Below are 23,017 nucleotides of genomic sequence, written 5' to 3' on the forward strand. Positions count from 1 at the left end.
GCGAACGTACAGTCCCTTTCCAACCCATCACGACTCTCCATACCGTTAATGTGATGGCACATTAACATAGCTCCTGGTTCTGCCTGAATCACCTGAACACCTGGAAACTGAAAATACCAGGAACCCAGAAGGAGGGCATATGTACTCCACGCATCACAGAGCGAGGGCTGGGCCATTTATTCACAAATAAGGGGTACCTTCACGGCCCCCCTTTCTTCTCACTACTCCGCCGTTTGACGTATGGCCTTCTCAATTCGCTGACGTCCTGCATGAGCAAGCTTGCTTACACCAGCTTCCTTCGCGACCGCGTATATCAAGGACTCCCCTTCGTGCCCCCGTTGCACCATCTCATCAACCAAAGCACGCAGTTCTGGCAGGCAGATTTCAGATAGCCCTCTCGTGGAATCTTCGTCGCCGGGCTTACGGAAGACGACACTGGTATCCGACTCGATATGAGTAGGCCAGAAGAAGACTCCTGTCTGCTCCTCTTCATGTGAACGGAATCGTGCCCGGGCAATTTGGTCAACGCGATCACGTATCCGTGAGCCGGTTCGTACCCAGCCATGAGCACGGGCAATGCGCCTTGCGAGCGCCGTGTCCAGAACCGGTCCCTCTTCCGCTACGACATGAGCAATCATCTGCTCCAACGTTTCCGTGTAACTCGCCTCAAAGAACTGATCTGGATCGACCAACCCTACCGCCTGACGAGGGTCGGCTTCTTTATAAATCAAATATTCAAGGGGACGAGCAAAAGCCAGGACATCCTCATCTGGTGTGATAGATGCAGCCTTGGCGTACTTCAAATCAGGCAACGCGCCTGAGGGGTCATTGGATTCGGCCACACTATCCACTGTGGCGACCACAGTAACCTGACTTGCTACCTCAACGACCTCAGCCATAGCTGCGTCGATTTTCAGTCGCTCTGCCTCTTGAGTTGCATCGATGACAGCCTGCCTGGCTCGGGAATCCGCTAGAATCTCGTTCAGCCGTTGATGTACCTTTTCGGCAGTTCCAATTGCATCAACCCACCAGTCCGTCGACCATATCCTAACGATCTCCCAGCCAAGTCCACGCAGTACAAATTCACGGAGCTTGTCACGATCACGAGCGGTCGCACTGCGGTGATAGGTAGCACCGTCGCATTCAATCCCGGCAAGGTACCGTCCAGGTGCATCAGGGTGAACAACCCCAAGGTCTATTCGAAAGGAGGAAACGCCAATCTGGGTAAATATCTGCCATCCCTTTTTAGCCAAGGCCGCTGCAACCGCCTCTTCGAATAGGCTGTCGAAACTACCCACGCTACCAAAGTCAGCCTCTGCGAGAGCCCGTGGGCCACGCTCTGCAAACTCCAAGAAGTGCTTAAGATCTCGAACCCCGATCGCTTGCGTACGAGCTAGATCAATATGCTCTGGGCGCAAGGTCGAAAACACCACTAGCTCCTGGCGAGCACGGGTTATTGCCACGTTCAGTCGACGCTCACCACCAGGGCGGTTCATCGGACCGAAGTTCATGGACAGCACACCGGCAGCGTCTTTTCCGTAGGTGGTCGAGAAATAGATGATGTCTCGCTCATCGCCTTGAACGCTCTCAAGGTTCTTGACGAACACAGGCTCCAGATCGGACTCAGCGAAATACGAATCGAGTGATGGGTCTTTCCGGCAAGCCTCATCCAGCATGTCCATGATGAGCTTCTGTTGCTCGCCGTTAAAGGTTACGACCCCCACGGTCCGCCCGCTTTCGCGGAAGGCCGGAGACTGTAGGCGAGCAACCAAATCAGCAACTAAATATCTTGCTTCAATTAAGTTTGTTCGCGACCCGCCCTTGTCATATACACCCGGGACTGGGCATAACCGTACTGCTTTGTCGGCCGTAAACGGTGATGGGAAGGTCACCAGCTTCGACTGGTAGTATCGCTGATTCGAGAAAGCGATCAGACTTTCGTGGCGGCTACGGTAGTGCCAGTTAAGATTACGCATTGGCAGATTGGCACTGATGCACTCGTCCAGAATACTCTCGAGATCAGCCTCTACATCCTCATCTTCAGCGGTCGACTCAGCGCGGTTAAAGAACGAAGTTGGAGGGAGCTGTTTGGGGTCGCCCACCATCACCACTTGCTTCCCTCGGGCCATGGCGCCGATGGCATCCCAGACAGGTATTTGAGATGCCTCATCGAAGATAACGAGATCGAATGGCGTTGAGGCAGGAGGCAGATACTGAGCAATGGATAGAGGACTCATGAGCAAGCATGGAGTCAGCTTGGTTAGCGCTTCTGGCGCACGACTCATCAGCTCCCGCAATGGAATGTGCTTGGTCTTCTTGCCCATCTCATGTCGCAGGACTCCCCACTCTGAAGAGCGACTTACACTGTCTTGGCTTGGTAGGTCGGAACACAGCCGAGCTCGGAGCCAGTCTTTGGTCAACTCGGTGAACTTGTCGTCCAAAGCGCGGAAATCGCGAATGCGTTGCTCATGCTCCACGCTGACGAACGTCCGGATCACCTCTTCGTTGTCGACCGTCGTATTCAGCCACCAGCGGGCATAATTTACTTCCAATACACGCCGGACTTTTCCAGAGTTGATAGCTCCTGCTTCCATCGCTTGAACAATCGGCGCCAGGCCGACAGCGTAGGCTTCATCGCGAACCTTCCGCCAAGCGCACCATGCCTTAAGGCGCGATTCAGACGAGACGACAGTTTCGCAGTTTGTCTTGATATCACTTAGCGCCAGGTGAGCAGTTTCGATGACGCCCATTTCGGTGAAATGACCGACGGCAGTCAGGTGCGTTGCTCGCTCCTGGAGCAGCTCGAGCTTTTCACGAAGGGTAGCGCCGGCAATGGCTATAGCAGCCTCCGGCTCAAGCAATGCGTTACCATCACCCAGCAAAGTTTGAAGCGGTGCTTTGTAGGCCGCGACCTGCTCAGGATTGAGTGCTAGCTTCGCTAACGCGGTAGCCATCTCCCCTTGGAAGGCTACCGCCGCAAGTGCGACCTCAACCTTCGTTTTTAAGTCACTCCAGACAGGAACGACTTCTCGCAGATCAGCCAGCTCCACCAACTCTTGTTCAACTGCTGCTCTTTTCTTGAGCAGCTCAAAATCAGCTTTGAACGACGAGCCACAACGCCCTTCCTCTACATGAGGATGATCGTCGACAAGCCGACCACGCTCTTCAATGTCACGTCGTTCAGCCTGGAAACGTAGCGCTGCAGTCAGCACGTCAATATCAGTGGTCAAACCGCTCCAGAGAGAGCTAGTTGCTAAACTGAGATCAACCAGCTCATCTAAACCAGCATCGAGACGAGTCAGCGCACGTAGCCGGCGGAGCTCCTCCTTCAGCTCATCACCTAGCTGGCCCTGCTCAACCAACTGCAAGCCGTCATCGATCCAAGCAGAATTACTTTTCTGAAGCCGCATAGCCTCTTGCAGCTTGATCGCTGTCGCGAGATGCGTTGCTTCGGATTTGGCACCTTGCCAAACAGCAACACACTCATGACCTGGCTCCAGCTCATCGATTGCTCGACGCACCGACCGAATCTCTACCCAAGTAGCGAGATCCTTGCCATTGTCGATTTCACCTGTTGATGTCTGCGTCGGCGCCAATAGCCCAGCGATGCGGCGTTTTCCGAACCAGGACTTCGGCCAGAAAGACTCCTCCGCTTCTTTCCATTCGCGCAGTAGGAGTTCGGTATCAAGTACTTCAATCGCATCCCCGTAGGACGCCGTCAGCTGGTGCTTGAGGTCGTCTATCTGACGCAGCAATGTGACAGCTTGCCCGAGAACGTCAGTGACATTTTCTGGCCAGGCCGGGCCTAGATCAACGAATGTAGCGCGGCGTTGCTGCAGCAGATCAATGCCTTGTTTAGCTTCAGCAGTAATACGAGAGGACCAGAAGGATGAGAGTCTGGAGTTAATGTTCCGGTGTTCGTCGACCCAAGTACAGCCGTCACTCAGGCGTTTAGAAATCGAGCGAGCATCGGGGCGCAGTGCGAACCGCCAATCATGCCCAGCGGCAGCGGGAAGTACTCGAGAAAGAATCGACAGCCCCTCAAGCGCTGTTGGGGTGTACTCCGTAACAGGAAGCCCTGACAGCTCAACGAAGCGATCGGCAGCTCGCTGGACTTCAAGCACAGCAGGAAGCACGTCACGAGCCGCCTGTACGAATTGTTGCTGCCAATGAGGCGACCACTCTGCTTGGCCTACCCCGGACAAAGCGTTGCCTGCCAGCTGACTGTAACCCACAGCCTGCGCGTTCACTTCAAGGCGGTCGCCCAGCTCTCGAAGCGCAAGCATGGCCTTCTGATCATGAGTATCCGGGGATGGCCAAGAAAGCGCAGCTACTGCCTCATCAACACCCGATGTCACTGTCCCGATAGCATCGTAGATCGTATAGCCATTGCGATGCCGACGATGCAGACGCTCGACATAAATATTAAGGCTGTCACGCAGGGAAGCCAGCCGCTGCGCTTCCACCTCCCAAGCGGAAGCATCTACCTCCCCTTTCGCTTCCCAAGCCGACTGCAACTGAGCAAGGACATCCGTTTTTCGAGCCTTACTGGAGTGAAGTTCAAGGCAAAACTCACCCAGACCGATTTCACGCAAACGCCGGTACACGACATCCAGGGCAGCAATTTTCTCAGATACGAACAGCACCCGGCGCCCTTGAGCGATGGACTGGGCGATCATGTTGGAAATCGTTTGGCTTTTACCCGTGCCCGGTGGACCTATGAGAACGAAATTTTTTCCCTTCGCTGCTGCCATCACAGCAGCAAGCTGAGATGAATCAGATGGCAATGGGCAGAACACATCAGTCGGACCGTAATCACGGTCCAGTGACTCCGCCTCCGGAAACGGGGTATCGGAGATGAACGAATCACGTGGAGTATCCAGAAGGTGCTGGACTACAGGGCTCTGTCGAAGGTGCTCTGCATTCTCGGCAAGATCCTTCCACATAAGATACTTGGCAAACGAAAACATCGAGAGCACAACGTCCTCGTTCAGCTCCCAGCCAGGGATATCCTTGATAGCATGACCAACTTTGTTCCAAATGGCTGCGATATCCAGACCGGAGTCGTCCCGAGGCAGCTCCTGCTCCAGTGAACCCAAGCCCAGTTCAAAGTCTTGACGCAGCATCTCGATCAGAGTCGGGTTAAAACGAGGCTCATCATCGTGCAGCACCATGGTGAATCCAGAACGCGCACTCTTACGCTCCAAAGTGACAGGAACCAAGACCAGTGGCGCTTTGTACTTCTGCCCGGCCCTATCCTCACGCGTCCAGCTTAGAAAACCGATGGCCAGGAAAAGCGTGTTGGAGCCACCTTCCTGCAAAGCAGTACGAGCGCTTCGATATAACTCGGTTAACCGGACATCCATTTCGGCGGACGTCAGCGCAACGAATACTTCCCTACGTTTGAGAGCATCTTCAGCATGACGGCGGCGAACATCTTCTCGCTCACGCTGCTCATAGAGTGCGCGCTCACGCGGATCTGCGCCATCCATTAGGTCAGGCCTGGTAAGCAGCTTTAGAGACTGTCCACTTGCAAGAATGTCCTCGAGAGCACCAGGATCAGGGGATTCAAGCTTCAGCGCTCGCTTACCCATTTTGAAATTGAGCAAGTTATTTCGAAGCGACAGATCCAGAAGCTTTCGCTGCCATCGGCCGAGGCGATCTGCTGGGTCGAGCTTAGACAGATCCTCAACCTGTGCCTTAATATTGTCATCGGATATGCCGATCCCGTCCTCCACAAGAATCGATGGGGCTTCATCAGACTCAGCAACGGCGACGCGTGTAATCTGAGCCTCTGAGCTGGCGAGCGGTTTTATACGCTGCAAACGGGCACGACGGATATCTAGCAGCATCTCGAAAACACTTTCAGCGTCTTCGGCTACCTGTTTCGTGCCCATCTCTACCGCATATGAGAATGGCGGTATCGAGGCGTGGGTAATGAGAGTGGTCTCAAACAGCACGAGCTCCTGAAGCTTTACCCGCTTACGTACTGCAGTGACATCATCCACCACGGCAGTCGTAAACTCTTCTGGCTTAAGCCACAAACCAGCAAAGGCATGACCATGGGTGAATACGATCACAGGGTTAAGACCGATCTGCTCCAATGCTGCGCAGAAAAGCAGAGTCAGATCGAGACAAGTAGCCAACCCGGAGTCAGCAATCTGACTGGGGCTACGAATCTTCTGTCCTGATTGTTCAAAGCTAGCTGGCGGCAACGCATAGTCGAGCTTCATGCGCGCCACCGAGCCCCACACTGCCGACGCCAACTGCCATGCTCTTTTGGGGCCACCCTCATATCCATCAAGTGCCGACGGCTTATCGCTAAGACGAAGCAACTCGGCCGCCTGTTTGAGCAACCGCTCAACCGCTGCATCATTCGGCTGAACAAAAGCCGCAGTCATATCTGGTATATGCCGCAATCCGCCCCACTGGTTTCTGGGCAAAAGGTCTACGACCTGTTCAAGCCGAGCAACTTCCTTGCGACCGCTCTCCGCCTCCTTGTCATCGGCTTCGAGAACAAACGTAAAGGTCGACATTTCTGACTCTGTCAGGCGACTCAACAACGGGCCGTCCAAGACAAGATCAAGCCCAGGTATGACCCTGAAGCTATCTGCAGCGATCTCGTCGATCCGCCAGATCTTGGACTTAAATACCTCGGGGGCCGACCTAAGCGTAAGAGTGGCATTGACGAAACGATTACTCGTTTCGTTCGAGATACGAAGCTCGCGAATCACAGGGATAGCGTTCTGGAAGTCTGCAAGATTTAGCTTTGCTACCAAGGTGGCAAGGACCTTTACTTCCTTAGGCGGGGCTTCTTCTTGGGGTGTGAGGGGCTGAACGATATCGTCCATGCGCAACAATCCTTGTCGTTATGCTCAAGGGAGTGCCGAAACTGACCGGCCAGGGAGCCCCTCTTGAGCTGATGGCGGGATGATATCTCTTATAGCGACAGCCGTAATGTGCCTTTGGTCGTCACTGATTTCTCAGCCCATCATCGAACGTCACATACTCGACCGACACAGCTCAATATCGAAAAAGGATCGAAGTCCAGTGGGCAAACTCCGATAGTGGTATCACATCGAAATGTCCATCAAGAGCCGGTGGTTTTGTAGGGGTAAAAACGACCAAAAACAAAAAAGGGTCGCGAGATAAAATCTCGCAACCCTTTGAATTATATGGTCGGGACGGAGTGATTCGAACACTCGACCCCTAGCACCCCATGCTAGTGCGCTACCGGACTGCGCTACGCCCCGACTAGGCGTGTTACTGGGTTCGCTTCGCAACGAAGCGATCAGGAATATACCGCAAGCTTTTGAAATGTGGAAGTATTTTAAAAGCCTGAATCATTTTTTCAAAACCACCAGCACATCTTCCAGTTCGGAGATCATCTGGCGGATCAGTTGCTTGTACTGGGTGGTGTCGTCTTTGGCTTCATCACCGGACATACGCTGGCGCGCGCCGCTGATGGTGAACCCCTGATCGTAAAGCAACGCACGGATCTGTCGGATCATCAGCACATCCTGGCGCTGATAATACCGACGGTTCCCGGTGCGTTTGACGGGGTTGAGTTGAGGAAACTCCTGCTCCCAATAGCGCAGCACGTGCGGTTTTACCGCACAAAGCTCGCTGACTTCACCAATGGTGAAGTAGCGTTTGCCTGGGATGACGGGTAGCTCGTCGTTATGACTTGGTTCCAGCATAAGCCTCAACTCGGGCCTTCAACTTCTGCCCTGGACGAAAGGTGACCACACGGCGAGCCGTGATCGGGATTTCTTCTCCCGTTTTTGGATTGCGGCCAGGCCGCTGGCGTTTGTCCCGCAGATCAAAATTGCCGAAACCGGACAATTTGACCTGTTCGTTGTCTTCCAGAGCGTGTCTGATCTCTTCAAAAAACAGCTCGACCAATTCCTTGGCCTCGCGCTTGTTCAGACCCAACTCTTCGTACAGACGTTCCGCCATCTCAGCTTTCGTCAAAGCCCCCATACGTCACTTCCTTAACGTGGCGTTCAACCTTTGTTCGAGCGAGGTGAGGATATTTTGTGTCGTGGCATTCACCTCATCGTCATTAAGAGTGCGCGATGGATGCTGCCAGGTCAAGCCAACTGCAAGGCTTTTTCTATGCGGATCAATGCCTTTACCCTGATAGACGTCAAATAGCCTGAGGTCTGTCAGCCATTCCCCTGCATTTTCACGGATTACATCCAGAACAGCAGTAGCGGCGACTTCACGATCGGCGATCAGGGCCAGGTCACGACGCACTTCAGGGAAGCGCGACAACTCGCTGAATTTAGGCATCTTGCCCGAGGCCACCTCGGCCAGGACCAGTTCGAAGACGAAGACCGGGCGGTCGAGACCAAGGGTTTTCGACAGTTCCGGGTGGATGGCGCCGACGAAGCCCACCAGACGACCCTCGCGCTCGATACGCGCAGTCTGACCTGGGTGCAGCGCCGGGTGGTTGCCTGGCACAAATGTGAAGTCGTCCAGTGCACCGGCAAAACCCAGTACCGCTTCCACGTCAGCTTTAACGTCGAAGAAGTCCACGGCATCCCGGCCTTGCGCCCAGCCTTCCGGCAAGCGGCTGCCGCAAACAACACCGGCCAGCATCGGCTCTTGCTTCAGGCCATCGAGTTGACCGACAAACCGCAGGCCGCTTTCAAACATGCGCACGCGGTCTTGCTGACGGTTCAGGTTATGGGAAAGGGCTTTCACCAGGCCTGGCCACAGGGATGAACGCATGGCGGCCATGTCGTTGGAGATCGGGTTGGCCAGCAGCAGCGGCTCGACGCCCGGGTTGAACAGTTCGAACTGCTTCGGATCGATGAAGCTGTAGGTCACCGCTTCCTGATAGCCACGGGCGACCAGCAGACGACGCAGCTCAGGCAGGTGCGCACGCGCTTCTGCCTTGGGTTGCGGCGCCAGGCGCGCTTGCGGGTAACGAACCGGCAGGCGGTTGTAACCGTACAGGCGAGCCAACTCTTCGATCAGATCGACTTCCAGGCTGATATCGAAGCGATGGCTTGGCACTTCAACATGCCACTGCCCTTCCCCACCCGCAGAAATGTTCAACCCGAGGGCCGACAGCAGTTGTTCGATTTCAGCCGGAGCGATGACCAGGCCAAGCATTTGCTCAACGCTTTTGGCGCGCAGGGTGATCGGCGCAACGGACGGCAGATGCTGTTCGCTGACAATCTCAGTGATCGGGCCGGCTTCGCCACCGGTGATTTCCAGCAGCAGGCCAGTGGCGCGCTCCATGGCTTCACGGGCTAGCTTCCAGTCCACACCGCGCTCATAGCGATGTGACGCATCGGTGTGCAGGCCGTAGGAGCGGGCCTTGCCAGCGATAGCAATCTGGTCGAAGAACGCACTTTCAAGGAATACGTCGCGCGTGGTCGCGGACACACCGCTGTGCTCGCCCCCCATCACACCGGCAATCGCCAGGGCGCGGGAATGGTCAGCGATCACCAGGGTGTCGGCGCGCAGGCTGACTTCCTGGCCGTCGAGCAGAACCAGCTTCTCGCCTTCTTCGGCCATGCGCACGCGAATGCCGCCATTGATTTCAGCGAGATCGAAAGCGTGCAGCGGCTGGCCCAGTTCAAGCATCACGTAGTTGGTGATATCGACGGCCGCGTCGATGCTTCGCACGTCGGCGCGACGCAGGCGCTCAACCATCCACAGCGGGGTTGGCCTGGACAGGTCGACGTTGCGGATCACACGCCCCAGGTAACGCGGGCAGGCGTTTGGTGCCAGTACTTCGATCGGTCGCACTTCATCGTGCACCGCAGCCACTGCGGCCACCACTGGACGAGTGACTGGCGCGTTGTACAGCGCGCCCACTTCACGTGCCAGGCCAGCCAGGGACAGGCAGTCGCCACGGTTCGGAGTCAGGTCGACCTCGATGCTGGCGTCTTCCAGCTCCAGGTAGACGCGAATGTCCTGGCCCACTGGCGCATCGCCCGGCAGTTCCATCAGGCCGTCGTTGCCCTCGCCTACTTGCAGCTCCGCCTGGGAGCACAGCATGCCGTTGGACTCGACGCCACGCAGCTTGGCTTTCTTGATCTTGAAGTCGCCCGGCAGTTCGGCACCGATCATGGCGAACGGGATCTTCAGGCCCGGGCGCACGTTAGGCGCTCCGCACACGACCTGGAACGTTTGTGCGCCATTGCTGACCTGGCACACACGCAATTTGTCAGCATCGGGGTGTTGCTCGGTGCTCAGCACCTCGCCCACCACCACACCACTGAAAACACCGGCGGCCGGCGTAACGCTATCGACCTCAAGACCGGCCATCGACAGACGCGCAACCAGCGCATCGCGATCTACCTGCGGGCTTACCCAGCCGCGCAGCCATTGTTCACTGAATTTCATCCTGCTCTCCTAAAGATTCGTTACGACTAGCGAAATTGCGCGAGGAACCGCAAGTCGTTGTCGAAGAACAGACGCAAGTCGTTCACGCCGTAACGCAGCATGGCCAGACGCTCAACGCCCATGCCGAAGGCAAAGCCCGAGAACTCTTCCGGATCGATCCCGGACATGCGCAGCACGTTGGGGTGAACCATGCCGCAGCCCATCACTTCCAGCCAGCCAGTCTGCTTGCAGACGCGGCAGCCTTTACCACTGCACATCACGCATTCCATGTCGACTTCTGCGGATGGCTCGGTGAACGGGAAGAATGATGGACGGAAACGCACCGCCAGCTCTTTCTCGAAGAACACTCGCAGGAACTCTTCGATGGTGCCCTTGAGGTCGGCGAAGTTGATGTCGCGATCAACCAGCAGGCCTTCGACCTGGTGGAACATCGGCGAGTGGGTGATATCTGAGTCGCTACGGTACACACGGCCTGGGCAGACAATGCGGATCGGCGGCTTGTTCGCTTCCATGGTGCGGACCTGTACCGGCGAGGTATGGGTGCGCAACAGCATGTTTGCATTGAAATAGAAGGTGTCGTGCATCGACCGGGCCGGGTGATGGCCTGGGATGTTGAGCGCCTCGAAGTTGTGATAGTCGTCTTCGACCTCAGGGCCTTCGGCAATGCCGTAGCCGATGTGGGTGAAGAACTGCTCGATGCGTTCCAGAGTCCGGGTGATCGGATGCAGACCGCCCGAGGCCTGGCCGCGACCAGGCAGGGTTACATCAATGGACTCGGCGGCGAGTTTGGCCGCGAGATCGGCCTCCTCCATGGTCGCCTTGCGCGCATTGAGCACCTCTGTGACACGCTCCTTGGCAACGTTGATCAGCGCGCCGACTTGCGGGCGCTCTTCAGCCGGCAAATTTCCCAGGGTCTTCATCACCTGAGTCAATTCACCCTTTTTGCCAAGGTAGTGAACCCGGATTTGCTCCAGGGCATTGATATCTTCAGCGCTTTGCACAGCCTCAAGAGCTTGAGCGACGAGCGCGTCCAGGTTTTCCATGTACAGACTCCAGATACAAAATAGGGGAAGAGCTTGAAGGCTCTTCCCCTATTTATGACGTTTACCACCTTGGGCTACAGGCGCAGCCCAGGGTGACTGTCGGGGGTACTTAAGCCAAGGTGGCTTTAGCTTTCTCGACAATCGCAGCAAACACCGCTTTTTCGTTCACGGCCAGTTCAGCCAGAACCTTACGGTCGATTTCGATGGACGCTTTTTTCAGGCCAGCGATGAAACGGCTGTAGGACAGACCGTTAACACGTGCACCAGCATTGATACGAGCGATCCACAGAGCGCGGAACTGACGTTTTTTCTGACGACGGTCGCGGTAGGCGTATTGGCCTGCCTTGATTACCGCTTGCTTGGCAACACGGAATACGCGTGAGCGTGCGCCGTAGTAGCCTTTAGCGAGTTTCAGAATTTTTTTGTGACGTTTACGGGCAATGACGCCACGCTTTACACGAGCCATGAGTTACTTCCTCTATTCTTGATCCAAAAATTAACGAAGGCGCAGCATGCGCTCGACTTTTGCCACGTCAGACGGATGCAGCAAGCTGCTACCGCGCAGTTGACGCTTACGCTTGGTCGACATTTTGGTCAGGATGTGGCTCTTGAAAGCGTGCTTGTGCTTGATACCGTTAGCAGTTTTCAGAAACCGCTTAGCAGCACCACTTTTAGTCTTCATCTTTGGCATGTTCGGATACTCCGCATTCAGTTGATAAACATAATCAGAAGGCCTGCCGTGCCCTGTTGATTACTTCTTCTTTTTCGGGGCGATGACCATGATCAGCTGGCGTCCTTCCATCTTAGGATGCTGTTCGACCGAACCGTACTCGAGCAGGTCAGCTTCAACCCGCTTGAGGAGTTCCATCCCCAGCTCCTGGTGGGCCATCTCACGGCCGCGGAATCGCAAGGATACCTTGGCCCTGTCCCCATCACTCAGGAAACGTACCAGGTTGCGCAGTTTTACCTGGTAATCCCCTTCCTCCGTCCCTGGACGAAACTTGATTTCTTTTACTTGAATCTGCTTCTGGTTCTTCTTCGCCGCGGCAACCTGCTTCTTCTTTTCGAAGATCGACTTGCCGTAGTCCATCACCCGGCAAACGGGTGGGATTGCATCGGCGGAGATTTCCACCAGGTCCAACTTGGACTCTTCTGCAATACGAAGCGCTTCATCAATCGAGACGATGCCAATCTGCTCGCCGTCAGCGCCAATTAACCGAACCTCGCGTGCCGAGATATTCTCGTTGATCGGGGCTTTCGGTGCAGCTCGTTTATCTTGTCTCATTTCACGCTTAATAATAATTACTCCGAATCTGGGCGACCACGCCGGGAAACCGCTTGCGCGAGGAACTCAGCGAACTGGGCGACGGGCATCGAGCCCAGGTCAGCACCTTCACGAGTACGCACAGCGACAGTCTGCATCTCGACTTCCCGATCTCCGATAACCAAAAGATAGGGAACCTTGAGCAAAGTATGCTCGCGGATTTTAAAGCCGATCTTTTCATTTCTCAAGTCGGACTTGGCACGAAATCCGCTTTCGTTGAGAGTTTTTTCAACTTCAGCAGCAAAATCCGCCTGTTTATCAGTGATATTCATGATCACTGCCTGAGTCGGAGCCAGCCACGCAGGGAACGCACCCTCGTAGTGCTCGATCAGGATACCGACGAACCGTTCGAACGAGCCGAGGATCGCCCGGTGCAGCATAACCGGGTGTTTACGACTGTTATCTTCGGAGACGTATTCGGCTCCCAAACGGATCGGCAGGTTAAAATCGAGCTGCAAGGTACCACATTGCCAGACACGGCCAAGGCAATCTTTCAACGAGAACTCGATCTTCGGCCCGTAGAAGGCCCCCTCACCCGGCTGCAGATCGTACGCAAGGCCCGCACTGTCTAGCGCTGCGGCCAGGGCCGCTTCGGCGCGATCCCACAGCTCGTCGGAACCGACGCGCTTTTCCGGACGAGTGGACAGCTTCATCTCGACTTCGGTAAAGCCGAAATCACGATAAACGTCCATGGTCAGCTTGATGAACGCGGCGGATTCGGCCTGCATCTGCTCTTCTGTACAGAAGATGTGGGCGTCGTCCTGGGTGAAGCCGCGCACACGCATGATGCCGTGCAGCGCACCCGATGGCTCGTTACGGTGGCAGGCACCGAACTCGGCCAGGCGCATCGGCAACTCGCGATAGCTCTTCAGGCCTTGATTGAACACCTGCACGTGGCATGGGCAGTTCATCGGCTTGATGGCGTAGTCGCGGTTTTCCGACTGGGTGGTGAACATATTGTCGGCGTAGTTGGCCCAGTGCCCGGATTTCTCCCACAGGCTGCGATCAACGACCTGCGGGGTCTTGATCTCCAGGTAACCGTTGTCGCGCTGAACCTTGCGCATGTACTGCTCAAGCACCTGGTACAGGGTCCAGCCGTTCGGGTGCCAGAACACCATGCCCGGCGCTTCTTCCTGGAGGTGGAACAGGTTCAAGCGCTTGCCGATCTTGCGGTGGTCGCGTTTTTCGGCCTCCTCAATGCGCTGGATATAAGCGGCCAGCTGCTTCTTGTCAGCCCAGGCAGTGCCGTAGATGCGTTGCAGTTGCTCGTTCTTCGCGTCGCCGCGCCAGTAGGCACCGGACAGCTTGGTCAGCTTGAACGACTTGAGGAAGCGCGTGTTCGGCACGTGGGGACCACGGCACATGTCGACGTATTCTTCGTGGTAGTACAGGCCCATGGCCTGCTCGCCCGGCATGTCTTCCACCAGGCGCAGCTTGTAGTCTTCGCCACGCGCAGTGAACACGTCGATCACTTCGGCGCGCGGGGTGACTTTCTTGATGACGTCGTAATCTTTTTCGATCAGGGCGTGCATGCGCTGTTCGATAGCGGCCAGATCGTCCGGGGTGAAAGGACGCTCGTAGGCGATGTCGTAATAAAAGCCTTCGTCGATGACCGGGCCGATCACCATCTTCGCAGTCGGATACAGCTGCTTGACCGCATGGCCAATCAAGTGCGCGCAGGAGTGGCGAATGATCTCCAACCCCTCTTGATCCTTGGGCGTGATGATTTGCAGGCTGGCATCGGAGGTGATCAGGTCGCTGGCGTCAACCAGCTTGCCATCGACCTTGCCGGCCACGGTGGCCTTGGCCAGGCCAGCACCAATGGATGCGGCGACCTCGGCTACGGAAACCGAATGATCGAATGAACGTTGACTGCCGTCGGGAAGAGTAATAGTTGGCATGGCGCCTCCTCTCCTAGTGGTGACCCCTACCAAAGGTCACGTGGGTTGGGATGAGCCAGTACAAGATCCAACACCAGGCCGTTCAATGATGAACGCCTGCCTTACAGCGGCAGGAGCCTTTCGGCCAACCGATAATCGAACCACAGTGACTGGAGTGAGCAGAAAAGAAACATGGCAAGGCGGCAAATGGCGCACCCGGAATTAGCCAAGCCAAGGATGCTAGCACAGATGAACGGTCACCGCGCCGGCAGTATCCGCTGCAAAGACAAATTCCACCCTTTATACCTGCAAAAGTGAACTTGAGCTGTACGCCACACCTCAAACCCACTGAGAATCGCCGTTCGTCCTCGAATCAAAGGAGCATCCCATGATGCGTTTTACCTCGACCCTCGCTTTCGCCGCTACCCTGAGCCTCCTTTCCCTCGGCGCGCAGGCTGCCGCTCCATCCAATTGGCCAGCCGGTGCCCGTGACAGTTTCGTCAGCGACTGCAGCGCGGCCGCCAGCCAGAACGTAGACGTCAAGACTGCCAAGGCCCACTGCGAATGTGGCGCCGACAAGATCAACGCCGAATTGAGCACTGCGGAAATCAAGGAGCTCATGACTAACCAGAACGCCAGCCCGGAGCTTAAAAACAAAGCAGTCGCGGCTATTTCGTCCTGCAAAGTCGTGAAGAAAAAGTAAGACCGGCCTGGGATCAGACGACCGTTTTGCCAGGAAAACAGCCCGAAAACTGCCATTTCGCACAAATTACGCAGCTTTTACGGCTTTTTTTACCAGCTGATATTTCACGCCGAAGCCCCGTAGATCGGGGCTTTCAGCCGACACAAGTAGCAAACGCAACGCTATTGATTAGCAAACAATGCCTTGGGGGGGCTCCCAAGCCGAACATTTCGACTATGATAGCCCGGTGTGCCCAGTTGGCCTGAGCAGCACAGCACTACTGAAAATATATGTTTCTTGGAGATACACCATGTCTAATCGCCAAACCGGCACCGTTAAATGGTTCAACGATGAAAAAGGCTTCGGCTTCATCACTCCTCAAGGTGGCGGTGACGACCTGTTCGTACACTTCAAAGCTATCGAAAGCGACGGTTTCAAAAGCCTGAAAGAAGGCCAAACCGTTTCCTTCGTGGCTGAGAAAGGCCAAAAGGGTATGCAAGCTGCACAGGTTCGCGGCGAGTAATTCTCCGCTGAGCTAAAAAAACCCCGTCCATGTGACGGGGTTTTTTATGGGCGTTGCAAAAGCCTGGAAACGATCAGCCGCAATTAACGCGCGTGATCACCAGGTTGTCATCGGTGTTCAGGTTCAGGCGGTCGGAGCGGTATTCCAGCGTGATCATATCGTTGGGCTTGAGGATCCGCGCGTTCTGTGCGCCAGCACGGGTACGGGCCTGCTCCAGCAACTGCGGCGAGGCTTTCTGGCCAATGCTGAATTCGGCGGCCTTCGACTCACAGCGGCTATGACCGGCATCGGTCACGGCGGCGTCTTTGGCTGGCTCAGAGGCACCCGGGGTGCTGCAACCCGCCAACGCGAGTGCTGCCAACAAAGTACCTAATGATGCGAGCTTCCAAGGCATGAAGCCTCCTATTGAAAAATGAACAGAGATCGTGCGACAGCGGTCTGGCTGATAGGTTTCAAAACGTAAACCGCCGATAGGTAAGTCTGCCCGACTATCAGCAGGCATTCGCCCGATCAATCGTGACCAAATATGAGCGTAATCAGTAGATGTCGATGTAATCGAACGGCGGCTTCGGCCAGTTCTGCTTCAGCGCATTGAAAATCTGTGTAACCCAGACCTCGTCGCTGGCCGCGACGTTGCCGACGTAACCGGAACCCTTGGCCCAGGTCTCCAGGCGGAACAGCAGGCCATCGATGTCAGTGCCTCCCACCACCCCGGAAGATATGTAGGCAATTCCGGCCCTGGTCACACGCAACTGGGTATGCTCGTCATCACTGGCACTGGCGATCAGTTGACGCACGGCGGCCAGTGTCAGGTTCTCGGGGTTATTCAAATCGATCTGCACGCGGGGTCCCCCGGCAATTAAACAGGGAGACAGTGTCGCACAGCACCTGCTTCATGCCTAAGTAGCAGTGCCAAGCGCCGCGCAAAATGATTAACTGCGCCGGTTAGAGCCGCGTTCCAGCGCATTGCCCAGCATTTCAACCCGTGAGACTTCCATGACCACCGTAACGCTCCAAGCCGACATCAAAGCCAAATGGCCCCAAGGACAAAGCTCCTACAGCCCAGGAAGCCCGGAAGAACTGGCAATCATCGGTATCGACCTGCTGGTCAAGGAACTCGGCACCCAGGCGGCACAGGCATTCATCGGCCAGGTATTCGAAAAATACCCGGCCGATCACATGGGGGCACCAGACCCCGAGCGTGAATAAGAACCGGTTGGCGAACGTCGACCGGGTTACTTCAGGCGTGCCAGGCGCTCGGTGAGCAGATCGAAGAAGCCCTGGGCGTCGCCGTTCTCAACCCAGAACACATTTTTTGTCTGCTTCAGGCCGTCGTACCAATCAACGATGGTCTGGCCGAAGGTCGGGCCTTCGCGGCTGTCCACCACCATATTGGCCTGACGCCCTGTGAACAAGGACGGCTTGAGCAGGTAGGCGATGACAGTGGCGTCATGTACCGGGCCGCCCGGGATGCCGTAGTGTTCCATATCGCCCTTGACGTATTCATTGAGAATATCGCCGACGACCTTGCTCGCGTTGTTATTGATGTCGGCGATCTTCTTCAGGCGCGCCTCGCTGGTCAGCACCTTGTGGGTCACATCCAGCGGCAGGTAGGTCAGCTTGACGCCACTCTTGAGCACAATCTCGGCTGCAATCGGATCGGCGAACAGGTTGAACTCGGCAACCGGGGTGATATTGCCGCCGTTGAAGTGCGCGCCACCCATCACCACCACTTCCTTGATGCCTTGGGTGATTTCCGGGTCCTGGGTCAAGGCCAACGCCAGGTTGGTCTGCGGACCGAGCATGGCAATGGTGATGCTGTGAGGCTTGGCCGCACGCAGGGTCTTGATCAGGTAATCAACGGCGTTGCCTTCAGCCAGGCCCTTTTTAGGCTCATGGACGGTGACGCCGGAAATACCTTCTTTGCCATGGATGTTCTCGGCATAGATCGGTGTGCGCAACAGCGGCTTGGGTGCTCCGGCGTACACCGGGATTTCTTCACGCCCGGCCCACTCGCGGGCCAGGCGCGCGTTACGCGAGGTCTTGTCCAGGCGTACGTTGCCGGCGACGGTGGTCAGCGCACGAATGCTCAATTCGTCCGGGGAAGCCATGGCGAAGAGCAAGGCCACCACATCGTCGGCACCTGGGTCGGTGTCGATGATCAAGTCGATTTTTTCCGCCGCTTGGGCGCTGGCAGCAGTGAGTGCGGACAAAAGCAGGACACTCCGAAACAGATTTTTCAGGGTTGGCAGACCACGTTGCATAAAACACTCCTTGTCGTTGGGAAACTCTAGAAGGTTACGCCGGAGACCAGCGCGATATTGCAGTAAGGCTGGCACTCGCCGGTACGCACGACAGCGCGCGCGCTACGGCTCAGTTGCTTGAATTGTTCATGGCTGAGCAGACGTCGCTCGCCGAGGGCGGCCTGTTCAGCCAAAGCATCCAGCTCCGTCAGCGCGGGTGGCTGCTTGAGCAGGATTTCTTCCGCCAGCACGTGGCTTTCCACCTGCATTTCACTGAGCACGATACGCAAGGTGCTGATGAAGTCGGGAATGCCCTGGGTCAGCGCCAGGTCGATCAACTCGACCCCGGGCGGCACTGGCAGGCCGGCGTCGCCGATCACCAGGATGTCACCATGGCCCAGGGATGCGATCAAACGCGACAAGGCGATATTGAGCAGAGGGGTCTTTTTCATAAAAGCACAAAACCTTGAACGTCATGCAGCGTAGGAATGGAGGGTTGCGCACCGGCACGGGTGACTGACAAGGCTGCCGCGACCTGGCCGAAACGGATGGCCTCGGCTTCGCTTTTGCCACTGGCCAGTGCTGCGGCAAAACCACCGACAAAGGTATCGCCGGCAGCGGTGGTATCCACCGCCTTGACCTTGGGCGCCACCAGGTGCTCAAAGCCCTGGCCATCGGCAAACAACGCCCCCTGGGCGCCCAGGGTGATGATGACTTTGCCCGCCCCCGCCTTGATCAGGTGGGTCGCCGCGACCTTGGCACTGTCGAGGGAGTCGACTGTCACGCCGCTCAGTGCGCTGGCTTCGCTTTCGTTGGGAATCAGGTAGTCGACCGAGGCGTACCAGTCGGCAGGCAACGGGCCGCTGGCCGGCGCCGGGTTGAGGATCACGGTCTTGCCCAGTTCACGACCGCGCTTGAGGGTATAGCCCACGGTATCCATCGGCACTTCCAGCTGGCAGATAATCACATCGGCGGCCTGCAGCACCGCATCGGACGCCTGCAGTGAGGCGGGGGTCAGCTCGCCGTTGCTGCCGGCAACGATCACGATCGCGTTCTGGCTGCTGTCGTCCACCACAATCAAGGCCACGCCACTGGAACCGTCCACGGTGCTCACCGCCTGGCAATCGATACCTTCCACCAGCAAGGCGCCACGCAGTTCAGTGCCATAGGCATCACTACCGACACAGCCGATCATTGCCACATCGGCCCCCAGTCGCGCCGAGGCCACGGCCTGGTTGGCGCCCTTGCCGCCAGGCACCGTGGAAAACGTCTGGCCGACCAGGGTCTCACCGGCACGGGGCAGCCGATTCGCGCGGGTGACCAGGTCCATGTTCAAGCTGCCTATTACCACTACTTTTGCTGGCATACATCAGTACTCATCAATTCGGTTCAGCGGTATTGGGCGAACACACCGGCGACGGGCGCCGTCGATTCACGCAACACGATGCTCGGCGTCACGATGCGTTGATCGATCGGCAGTTGGGGGGTTGCAATTCGTCGCAGTAAAAGCTCGGCCGCGGTCTCGCCCAGTTGCAGGATCGACTGCCCGACCGTGGTCAGCGCCGGGTACACGTAGCGGCCCATTTGAATGTCATCGAAACCGATCACCGACAGTTCACCGGGCACGCGGATATTGCGCTCCGCCGCCGCGCGCAACACGCCGAAGCCGATCATGTCGTTGCTGGCAAAAATCGCGCTGGGCGGGTTCTGCGCCAGCAATTGCACGGCAGCAGCATAACCGCCGGTGCTGGTGAAGTCGCTTTCCTGGATGCGATTGGCCACCACCGCCACACCGGCCTCATGGAGCGCACGCTGGTAACCCGCCAGGCGCATTTGCGCGACGCGGGTGTGGGCCGGGCCGCCGATGCAGGCGATGTCCCGATGCCCCAGCTCAAGCAAGTGCCGGGTCGCCAGGTAGGCGCCTTCCTCGTGGTCGATGCGTACCAGGTCGACATCGATGCCATCCAGCGCCCGGTCGACAATCACCATGGGCGTGCGCACGGCGCTCAAGCCTGCGGCGAGGCCGCTGTCATCACCGCCTACCGAAGTCACGATCAAGCCATCAACGCGCTTCTCCAGCAACACCCGCAAATAGCTGCGTTGTTTTTCCGCGTTGTCGTCGGAGTTGCAGAGAATCACGCAGTAGCCGTTACGCTCACAATAATCCTCGATGCCCCGGGCCAGCTCGGCAAAATACGGGTTGAGGCTGTTGGGCACCAGCAATCCGATGGTGGCCGTGGTCTTGGCCTTGAGCGAACGCGCGACGGCACTGGGCACGTAGTCGAGTTGCTTGATCGCCGCTTCAACCTTGATCCGTACCGGCTCGCTCACCGGGCGCGTCTTGTTCACCACATGGGACACGGTGGTGTAGGAAATACCTGCAATCGCGGCCACATCCTTGATCGTTGCCATGGTTCAGCCTCGCCGACTGGCACGACGGCTGCGATAAGTATCCAGAACCACGGCAATCACGATCACGGCACCGGTGATGATGCGCTTGGTGGGCTCCGTGGCACCGATCTGCGCCAGGCCGGCGGCCAATACCGAAATAATCAACACACCGAAGAAGGTACTGATCACCGAACGACGCCCGCCCATCAGGCTGGTGCCGCCGATCACCACTGCGGCGATCACTTGCAGCTCGAGGCCGGCACCGGCATTCGGGTCTGCCGCTTCCAGGCGCGAAATCTGGAACAACGCCGCCACACCGGCCAGCAGGCCCATGAGACTGAACACCAGGATCTTGTACGGCTTGGGATTGATCCCGGCCAGGCGCACGGCTTCTTCGTTGGTGCCGATACCGATCAGGTAACGACCGAATACGGTGCGGGTCAATACCAGTTGGGCGGCAATGATCACCAGCAAAGCGATGATAAACGACGGCGAAATGCCGAAGGCGATCGGGTTGGACAGCCAGGCAAACGAATCGCCGATATAGGCCGTGCGCGAGCCGGTCATCTGGTACGCGACGCCCCGGGCCATTTCCAACACGCCCAGGGACACGATAAACGAGGGAATGCGCCAGGCCACCGTGATCGAGCCGGTGATAGTGCCGGCCAACGCGGCGCAGCCCATGCCGAGCAAGGCCGCCGGCAAGACACTCCAGCCCCACCCGAGAATCGCCACGCTGACCGCCGATGCCGCCAACGCCAGTACCGAGCCCACCGATAGGTCGATACCGCCGATGATCAGGATGAAGGTCATGCCCACCGCCAGCACCATCAGGTCAGGAATCTGGTTGGCCAGGGTGCTGAACGTGTCATAGGACAGGAAGTGATCACTGAGCACCGAAAACAGCGCGATCATCGCCAGCAATGCACCGGCCAGCCCCAGGTAGGTGCCCAGGCCGTAGAAGTTGCCGCCGGTTTTACCGGGGGAAGTTGTTAGTTTCATGGGGTATCCCTAAGCACTGCGTCGTTGAGCAGCGCATCACGTTTCTGATAGCCGGCAAAGGCGGCGGCGAGCAATTCGTCCTGGGTCCAGCTGTCGCGCTCGAAGGTTTCGATCAAGCGCCCGGCGGACAGCACGCCGATGCGGTCGCAGATCAGCATGAGTTCACGCAGGTCGCTGGACACCACCACCAGCGCCTTGCCCTGGCGAGTCAATTCACCCAGCAAGGCATAAATGTCGAACTTGGCACCGACATCGATGCCGCGGGTGGGCTCGTCGAACAGCATCACCGAGCAGTCGCGCTCCAGCCAGCGGCCGATCACGACTTTCTGCTGGTTGCCACCGGACAGTTCGGACACCAATTGCGCCGGGCTGGAACTGCGGATCCGCATGGCATCGATCTGGCGCTTGGCCAAGGCAGTTTCATCGCGGCTATTAACCAGGCCGCCAGCGGAAATTTCCGGCATGTTGCCCAATGCGATATTCGCACTGATCGACTGGGTCAGCAGCAGCCCTTCGCCCTTGCGGTCTTCGGTGATCAGGGCAATGCCATGACCCACGGCATCCACTGGCGAGCGAATACTCACCACCCGGGCCGGCGAACCCAAAGCCACAGTGCCGCTGTCGGCCAGGTCGGCACCGAAGATAAGCCGCAGTAGTTCTGTACGACCGGCGCCGATCAGGCCGGAGATGCCATAGATCTCACCGGCACGCACTTCAAAGGATACGTCGCGGACCTTGTCCGAGCGGGTCAGGCCCTTCACGGTCAGGGCCGGGCCGCCGAGGCTGCGCGGCCCCAGGTCGATGTGTTCACCCAACTCCCGGCCCACCATCAAGGTGACCAGTTGTTCGCTGTTGTAATTGGCCATCGGCTCGACGCAGACCAGCTTGCCGTCGCGCAGTACCGCAATGCGCTGGGCGACACGGGCCAGTTCTTCGAGCCGGTGCGAAATATAAATGATCGCCACGCCCCGGGCCTGCAGGCGGGTGATTTGCTCAAACAGCATCTCTACTTCGCGGGCCGTGAGCATCGCGGTGGGCTCGTCGAGGATCAGTACATGGCAGTCGCCGATCAGGTTGCGGGCGATCTCGACCATCTGTTGATGGCCGATGCCGAGGCTACCGACCAGAGTGTCCGGGTCGATGGCGTCCAGGCCGACTTGAGCCATGGCCTCGATCGCAGCCTTGCGCAATTGCTTGCGGCTGATCCAGCCACAGTGGCTGGGCAGGTTATCCAGAAACAGGTTTTCAGCGACGGTCAGCGTCGGCAGCAGATTGAGTTCCTGCATGACCATGCGCACGCCCAACGCTTCAGCCTGGGTACGGCTGGCCGGACGGTAATCCTGCCCCTGGAATTGCATGTGCCCGGTGGTCGGGGTGACCAGCCCACCGACGATCTTCGACAAGGTACTCTTGCCCGCGCCGTTTTCACCGGTCAGCGCCAGTACTTCACCCCGGTTAAGCGTGAGGGTAATGTCGGCCAGAACCGGTTGGGCATAGGTCTTACCGATACCGCTGACCGAGAGGACAGCGTTCGGGGCGGAAGATGACATAGGAAAATCTCCAG

The 23,017-nt window shown here is 57.3% G+C and carries 20 protein-coding genes and 1 tRNA gene; 3 read left to right on the forward strand and 18 right to left on the reverse strand.

Annotated elements, in window-relative coordinates:
- Window positions 1-221: 221 nt before the first annotated feature.
- The 10 genes from J1N02_RS03440 to thrS form a co-directional block, all read right to left on the reverse strand.
- Entirely contained in the window at window positions 222-6,851 is a 6,630-nt protein-coding gene (locus J1N02_RS03440; RefSeq protein WP_421147150.1) for a DUF3320 domain-containing protein, read from the reverse strand.
- A 325-nt stretch (window positions 6,852-7,176) separates the two neighbouring features.
- A tRNA-Pro gene (locus J1N02_RS03445) sits at window positions 7,177-7,253 on the reverse strand.
- Between the two features lie 90 nt (window positions 7,254-7,343).
- Window positions 7,344-7,700 carry a MerR family transcriptional regulator gene (locus J1N02_RS03450; protein WP_003174972.1) on the reverse strand — a complete coding sequence of 119 codons (357 nt, stop codon included), beginning with the start codon at window positions 7,698-7,700 and terminating at the stop codon, window positions 7,344-7,346.
- Entirely contained in the window at window positions 7,681-7,983 is a 303-nt protein-coding gene (gene ihfA, locus J1N02_RS03455; RefSeq protein WP_002553164.1) for an integration host factor subunit alpha, read from the reverse strand. Before ihfA ends, J1N02_RS03450 begins: the two co-directional genes overlap by 20 nt.
- A 3-nt stretch (window positions 7,984-7,986) precedes the next feature.
- Window positions 7,987-10,365: a phenylalanine--tRNA ligase subunit beta gene (gene pheT, locus J1N02_RS03460; protein ID WP_108574067.1), complete on the reverse strand. Its 2,379-nt coding sequence runs from the start codon at window positions 10,363-10,365 to the stop codon at window positions 7,987-7,989.
- 26 nt (window positions 10,366-10,391) lie between these two features.
- The gene (gene pheS / locus J1N02_RS03465; protein ID WP_017737822.1) at window positions 10,392-11,408 is read right to left on the reverse strand and encodes a phenylalanine--tRNA ligase subunit alpha; all 1,017 of its coding nucleotides are present in this window, start codon (window positions 11,406-11,408) and stop codon (window positions 10,392-10,394) included.
- A 109-nt stretch (window positions 11,409-11,517) separates the two neighbouring features.
- Window positions 11,518-11,874 (reverse strand): 50S ribosomal protein L20, encoded by a 357-nt coding sequence (gene rplT, locus J1N02_RS03470; protein WP_003174975.1) that lies wholly within the window; start codon window positions 11,872-11,874, stop codon window positions 11,518-11,520.
- Between the two features lie 30 nt (window positions 11,875-11,904).
- Complete coding sequence (gene rpmI / locus J1N02_RS03475) at window positions 11,905-12,099, reverse strand: 50S ribosomal protein L35 (RefSeq protein ID WP_002553160.1); 195 nt, start codon at window positions 12,097-12,099, stop codon at window positions 11,905-11,907.
- A 60-nt stretch (window positions 12,100-12,159) separates the two neighbouring features.
- Window positions 12,160-12,711 (reverse strand): translation initiation factor IF-3, encoded by a 552-nt coding sequence (gene infC / locus J1N02_RS03480; protein WP_015884933.1) that lies wholly within the window; start codon window positions 12,709-12,711, stop codon window positions 12,160-12,162.
- Complete coding sequence (thrS, locus tag J1N02_RS03485; protein ID WP_108574066.1) at window positions 12,711-14,633, reverse strand: threonine--tRNA ligase; 1,923 nt, start codon at window positions 14,631-14,633, stop codon at window positions 12,711-12,713. The genes infC and thrS overlap by 1 nt, the downstream gene beginning before the upstream one ends.
- A gap of 367 nt (window positions 14,634-15,000) precedes the next feature.
- Here thrS and J1N02_RS03490 point away from each other — a divergent pair, with 367 nt between their 5' ends.
- Together J1N02_RS03490 and J1N02_RS03495 are read left to right on the forward strand one after the other, a co-directional pair.
- Complete coding sequence (locus J1N02_RS03490) at window positions 15,001-15,315, forward strand: hypothetical protein (protein ID WP_027604109.1); 315 nt, start codon at window positions 15,001-15,003, stop codon at window positions 15,313-15,315.
- A gap of 289 nt (window positions 15,316-15,604) precedes the next feature.
- On the forward strand, window positions 15,605-15,817 hold the full coding sequence (locus J1N02_RS03495) for a cold-shock protein (protein ID WP_003234260.1): 213 nt from the start codon (window positions 15,605-15,607) through the stop codon (window positions 15,815-15,817).
- Window positions 15,818-15,890: 73 nt separating this feature from the next.
- Here the strand turns inward: J1N02_RS03495 and J1N02_RS03500 are convergent, their stop codons facing one another.
- The gene (locus tag J1N02_RS03500; protein WP_108574065.1) at window positions 15,891-16,211 is read right to left on the reverse strand and encodes an I78 family peptidase inhibitor; all 321 of its coding nucleotides are present in this window, start codon (window positions 16,209-16,211) and stop codon (window positions 15,891-15,893) included.
- Between the two features lie 142 nt (window positions 16,212-16,353).
- Complete coding sequence (locus J1N02_RS03505) at window positions 16,354-16,659, reverse strand: hypothetical protein (RefSeq protein WP_027604107.1); 306 nt, start codon at window positions 16,657-16,659, stop codon at window positions 16,354-16,356.
- A gap of 154 nt (window positions 16,660-16,813) precedes the next feature.
- On the opposite strand from J1N02_RS03505, the gene J1N02_RS03510 reads away from it, so the two are divergent.
- The gene (locus J1N02_RS03510; protein ID WP_027604106.1) at window positions 16,814-17,026 is read left to right on the forward strand and encodes a hypothetical protein; all 213 of its coding nucleotides are present in this window, start codon (window positions 16,814-16,816) and stop codon (window positions 17,024-17,026) included.
- Window positions 17,027-17,052: 26 nt separating this feature from the next.
- Here the strand turns inward: J1N02_RS03510 and J1N02_RS03515 are convergent, their stop codons facing one another.
- The 6 genes from J1N02_RS03515 to J1N02_RS03540 are packed head-to-tail and all read right to left on the reverse strand — an operon-like array spanning window position 17,053 to window position 23,003.
- A complete protein-coding gene (locus tag J1N02_RS03515; RefSeq protein ID WP_421147151.1) occupies window positions 17,053-18,081 on the reverse strand; it encodes a nucleoside hydrolase in 1,029 nt (342 codons plus the stop codon).
- A gap of 26 nt (window positions 18,082-18,107) precedes the next feature.
- Window positions 18,108-18,512: a D-ribose pyranase gene (gene rbsD, locus J1N02_RS03520; protein WP_027604104.1), complete on the reverse strand. Its 405-nt coding sequence runs from the start codon at window positions 18,510-18,512 to the stop codon at window positions 18,108-18,110.
- Complete coding sequence (rbsK, locus tag J1N02_RS03525; protein WP_027604103.1) at window positions 18,509-19,426, reverse strand: ribokinase; 918 nt, start codon at window positions 19,424-19,426, stop codon at window positions 18,509-18,511. Before rbsK ends, rbsD begins: the two co-directional genes overlap by 4 nt.
- A gap of 23 nt (window positions 19,427-19,449) precedes the next feature.
- Entirely contained in the window at window positions 19,450-20,472 is a 1,023-nt protein-coding gene (locus J1N02_RS03530; protein WP_027604102.1) for a LacI family DNA-binding transcriptional regulator, read from the reverse strand.
- A gap of 3 nt (window positions 20,473-20,475) precedes the next feature.
- Window positions 20,476-21,453: an ABC transporter permease gene (locus J1N02_RS03535; protein ID WP_421147152.1), complete on the reverse strand. Its 978-nt coding sequence runs from the start codon at window positions 21,451-21,453 to the stop codon at window positions 20,476-20,478.
- Window positions 21,450-23,003 carry a sugar ABC transporter ATP-binding protein gene (locus tag J1N02_RS03540; protein WP_027604100.1) on the reverse strand — a complete coding sequence of 518 codons (1,554 nt, stop codon included), beginning with the start codon at window positions 23,001-23,003 and terminating at the stop codon, window positions 21,450-21,452. The genes J1N02_RS03535 and J1N02_RS03540 overlap by 4 nt, the downstream gene beginning before the upstream one ends.
- Window positions 23,004-23,017: the final 14 nt, after the last annotated feature.

Origin of the sequence: Pseudomonas sp. NFX5, assembly GCF_049132125.1 — a bacterium.
GTDB classification, from domain to species: domain Bacteria; phylum Pseudomonadota; class Gammaproteobacteria; order Pseudomonadales; family Pseudomonadaceae; genus Aquipseudomonas; species Aquipseudomonas marginalis.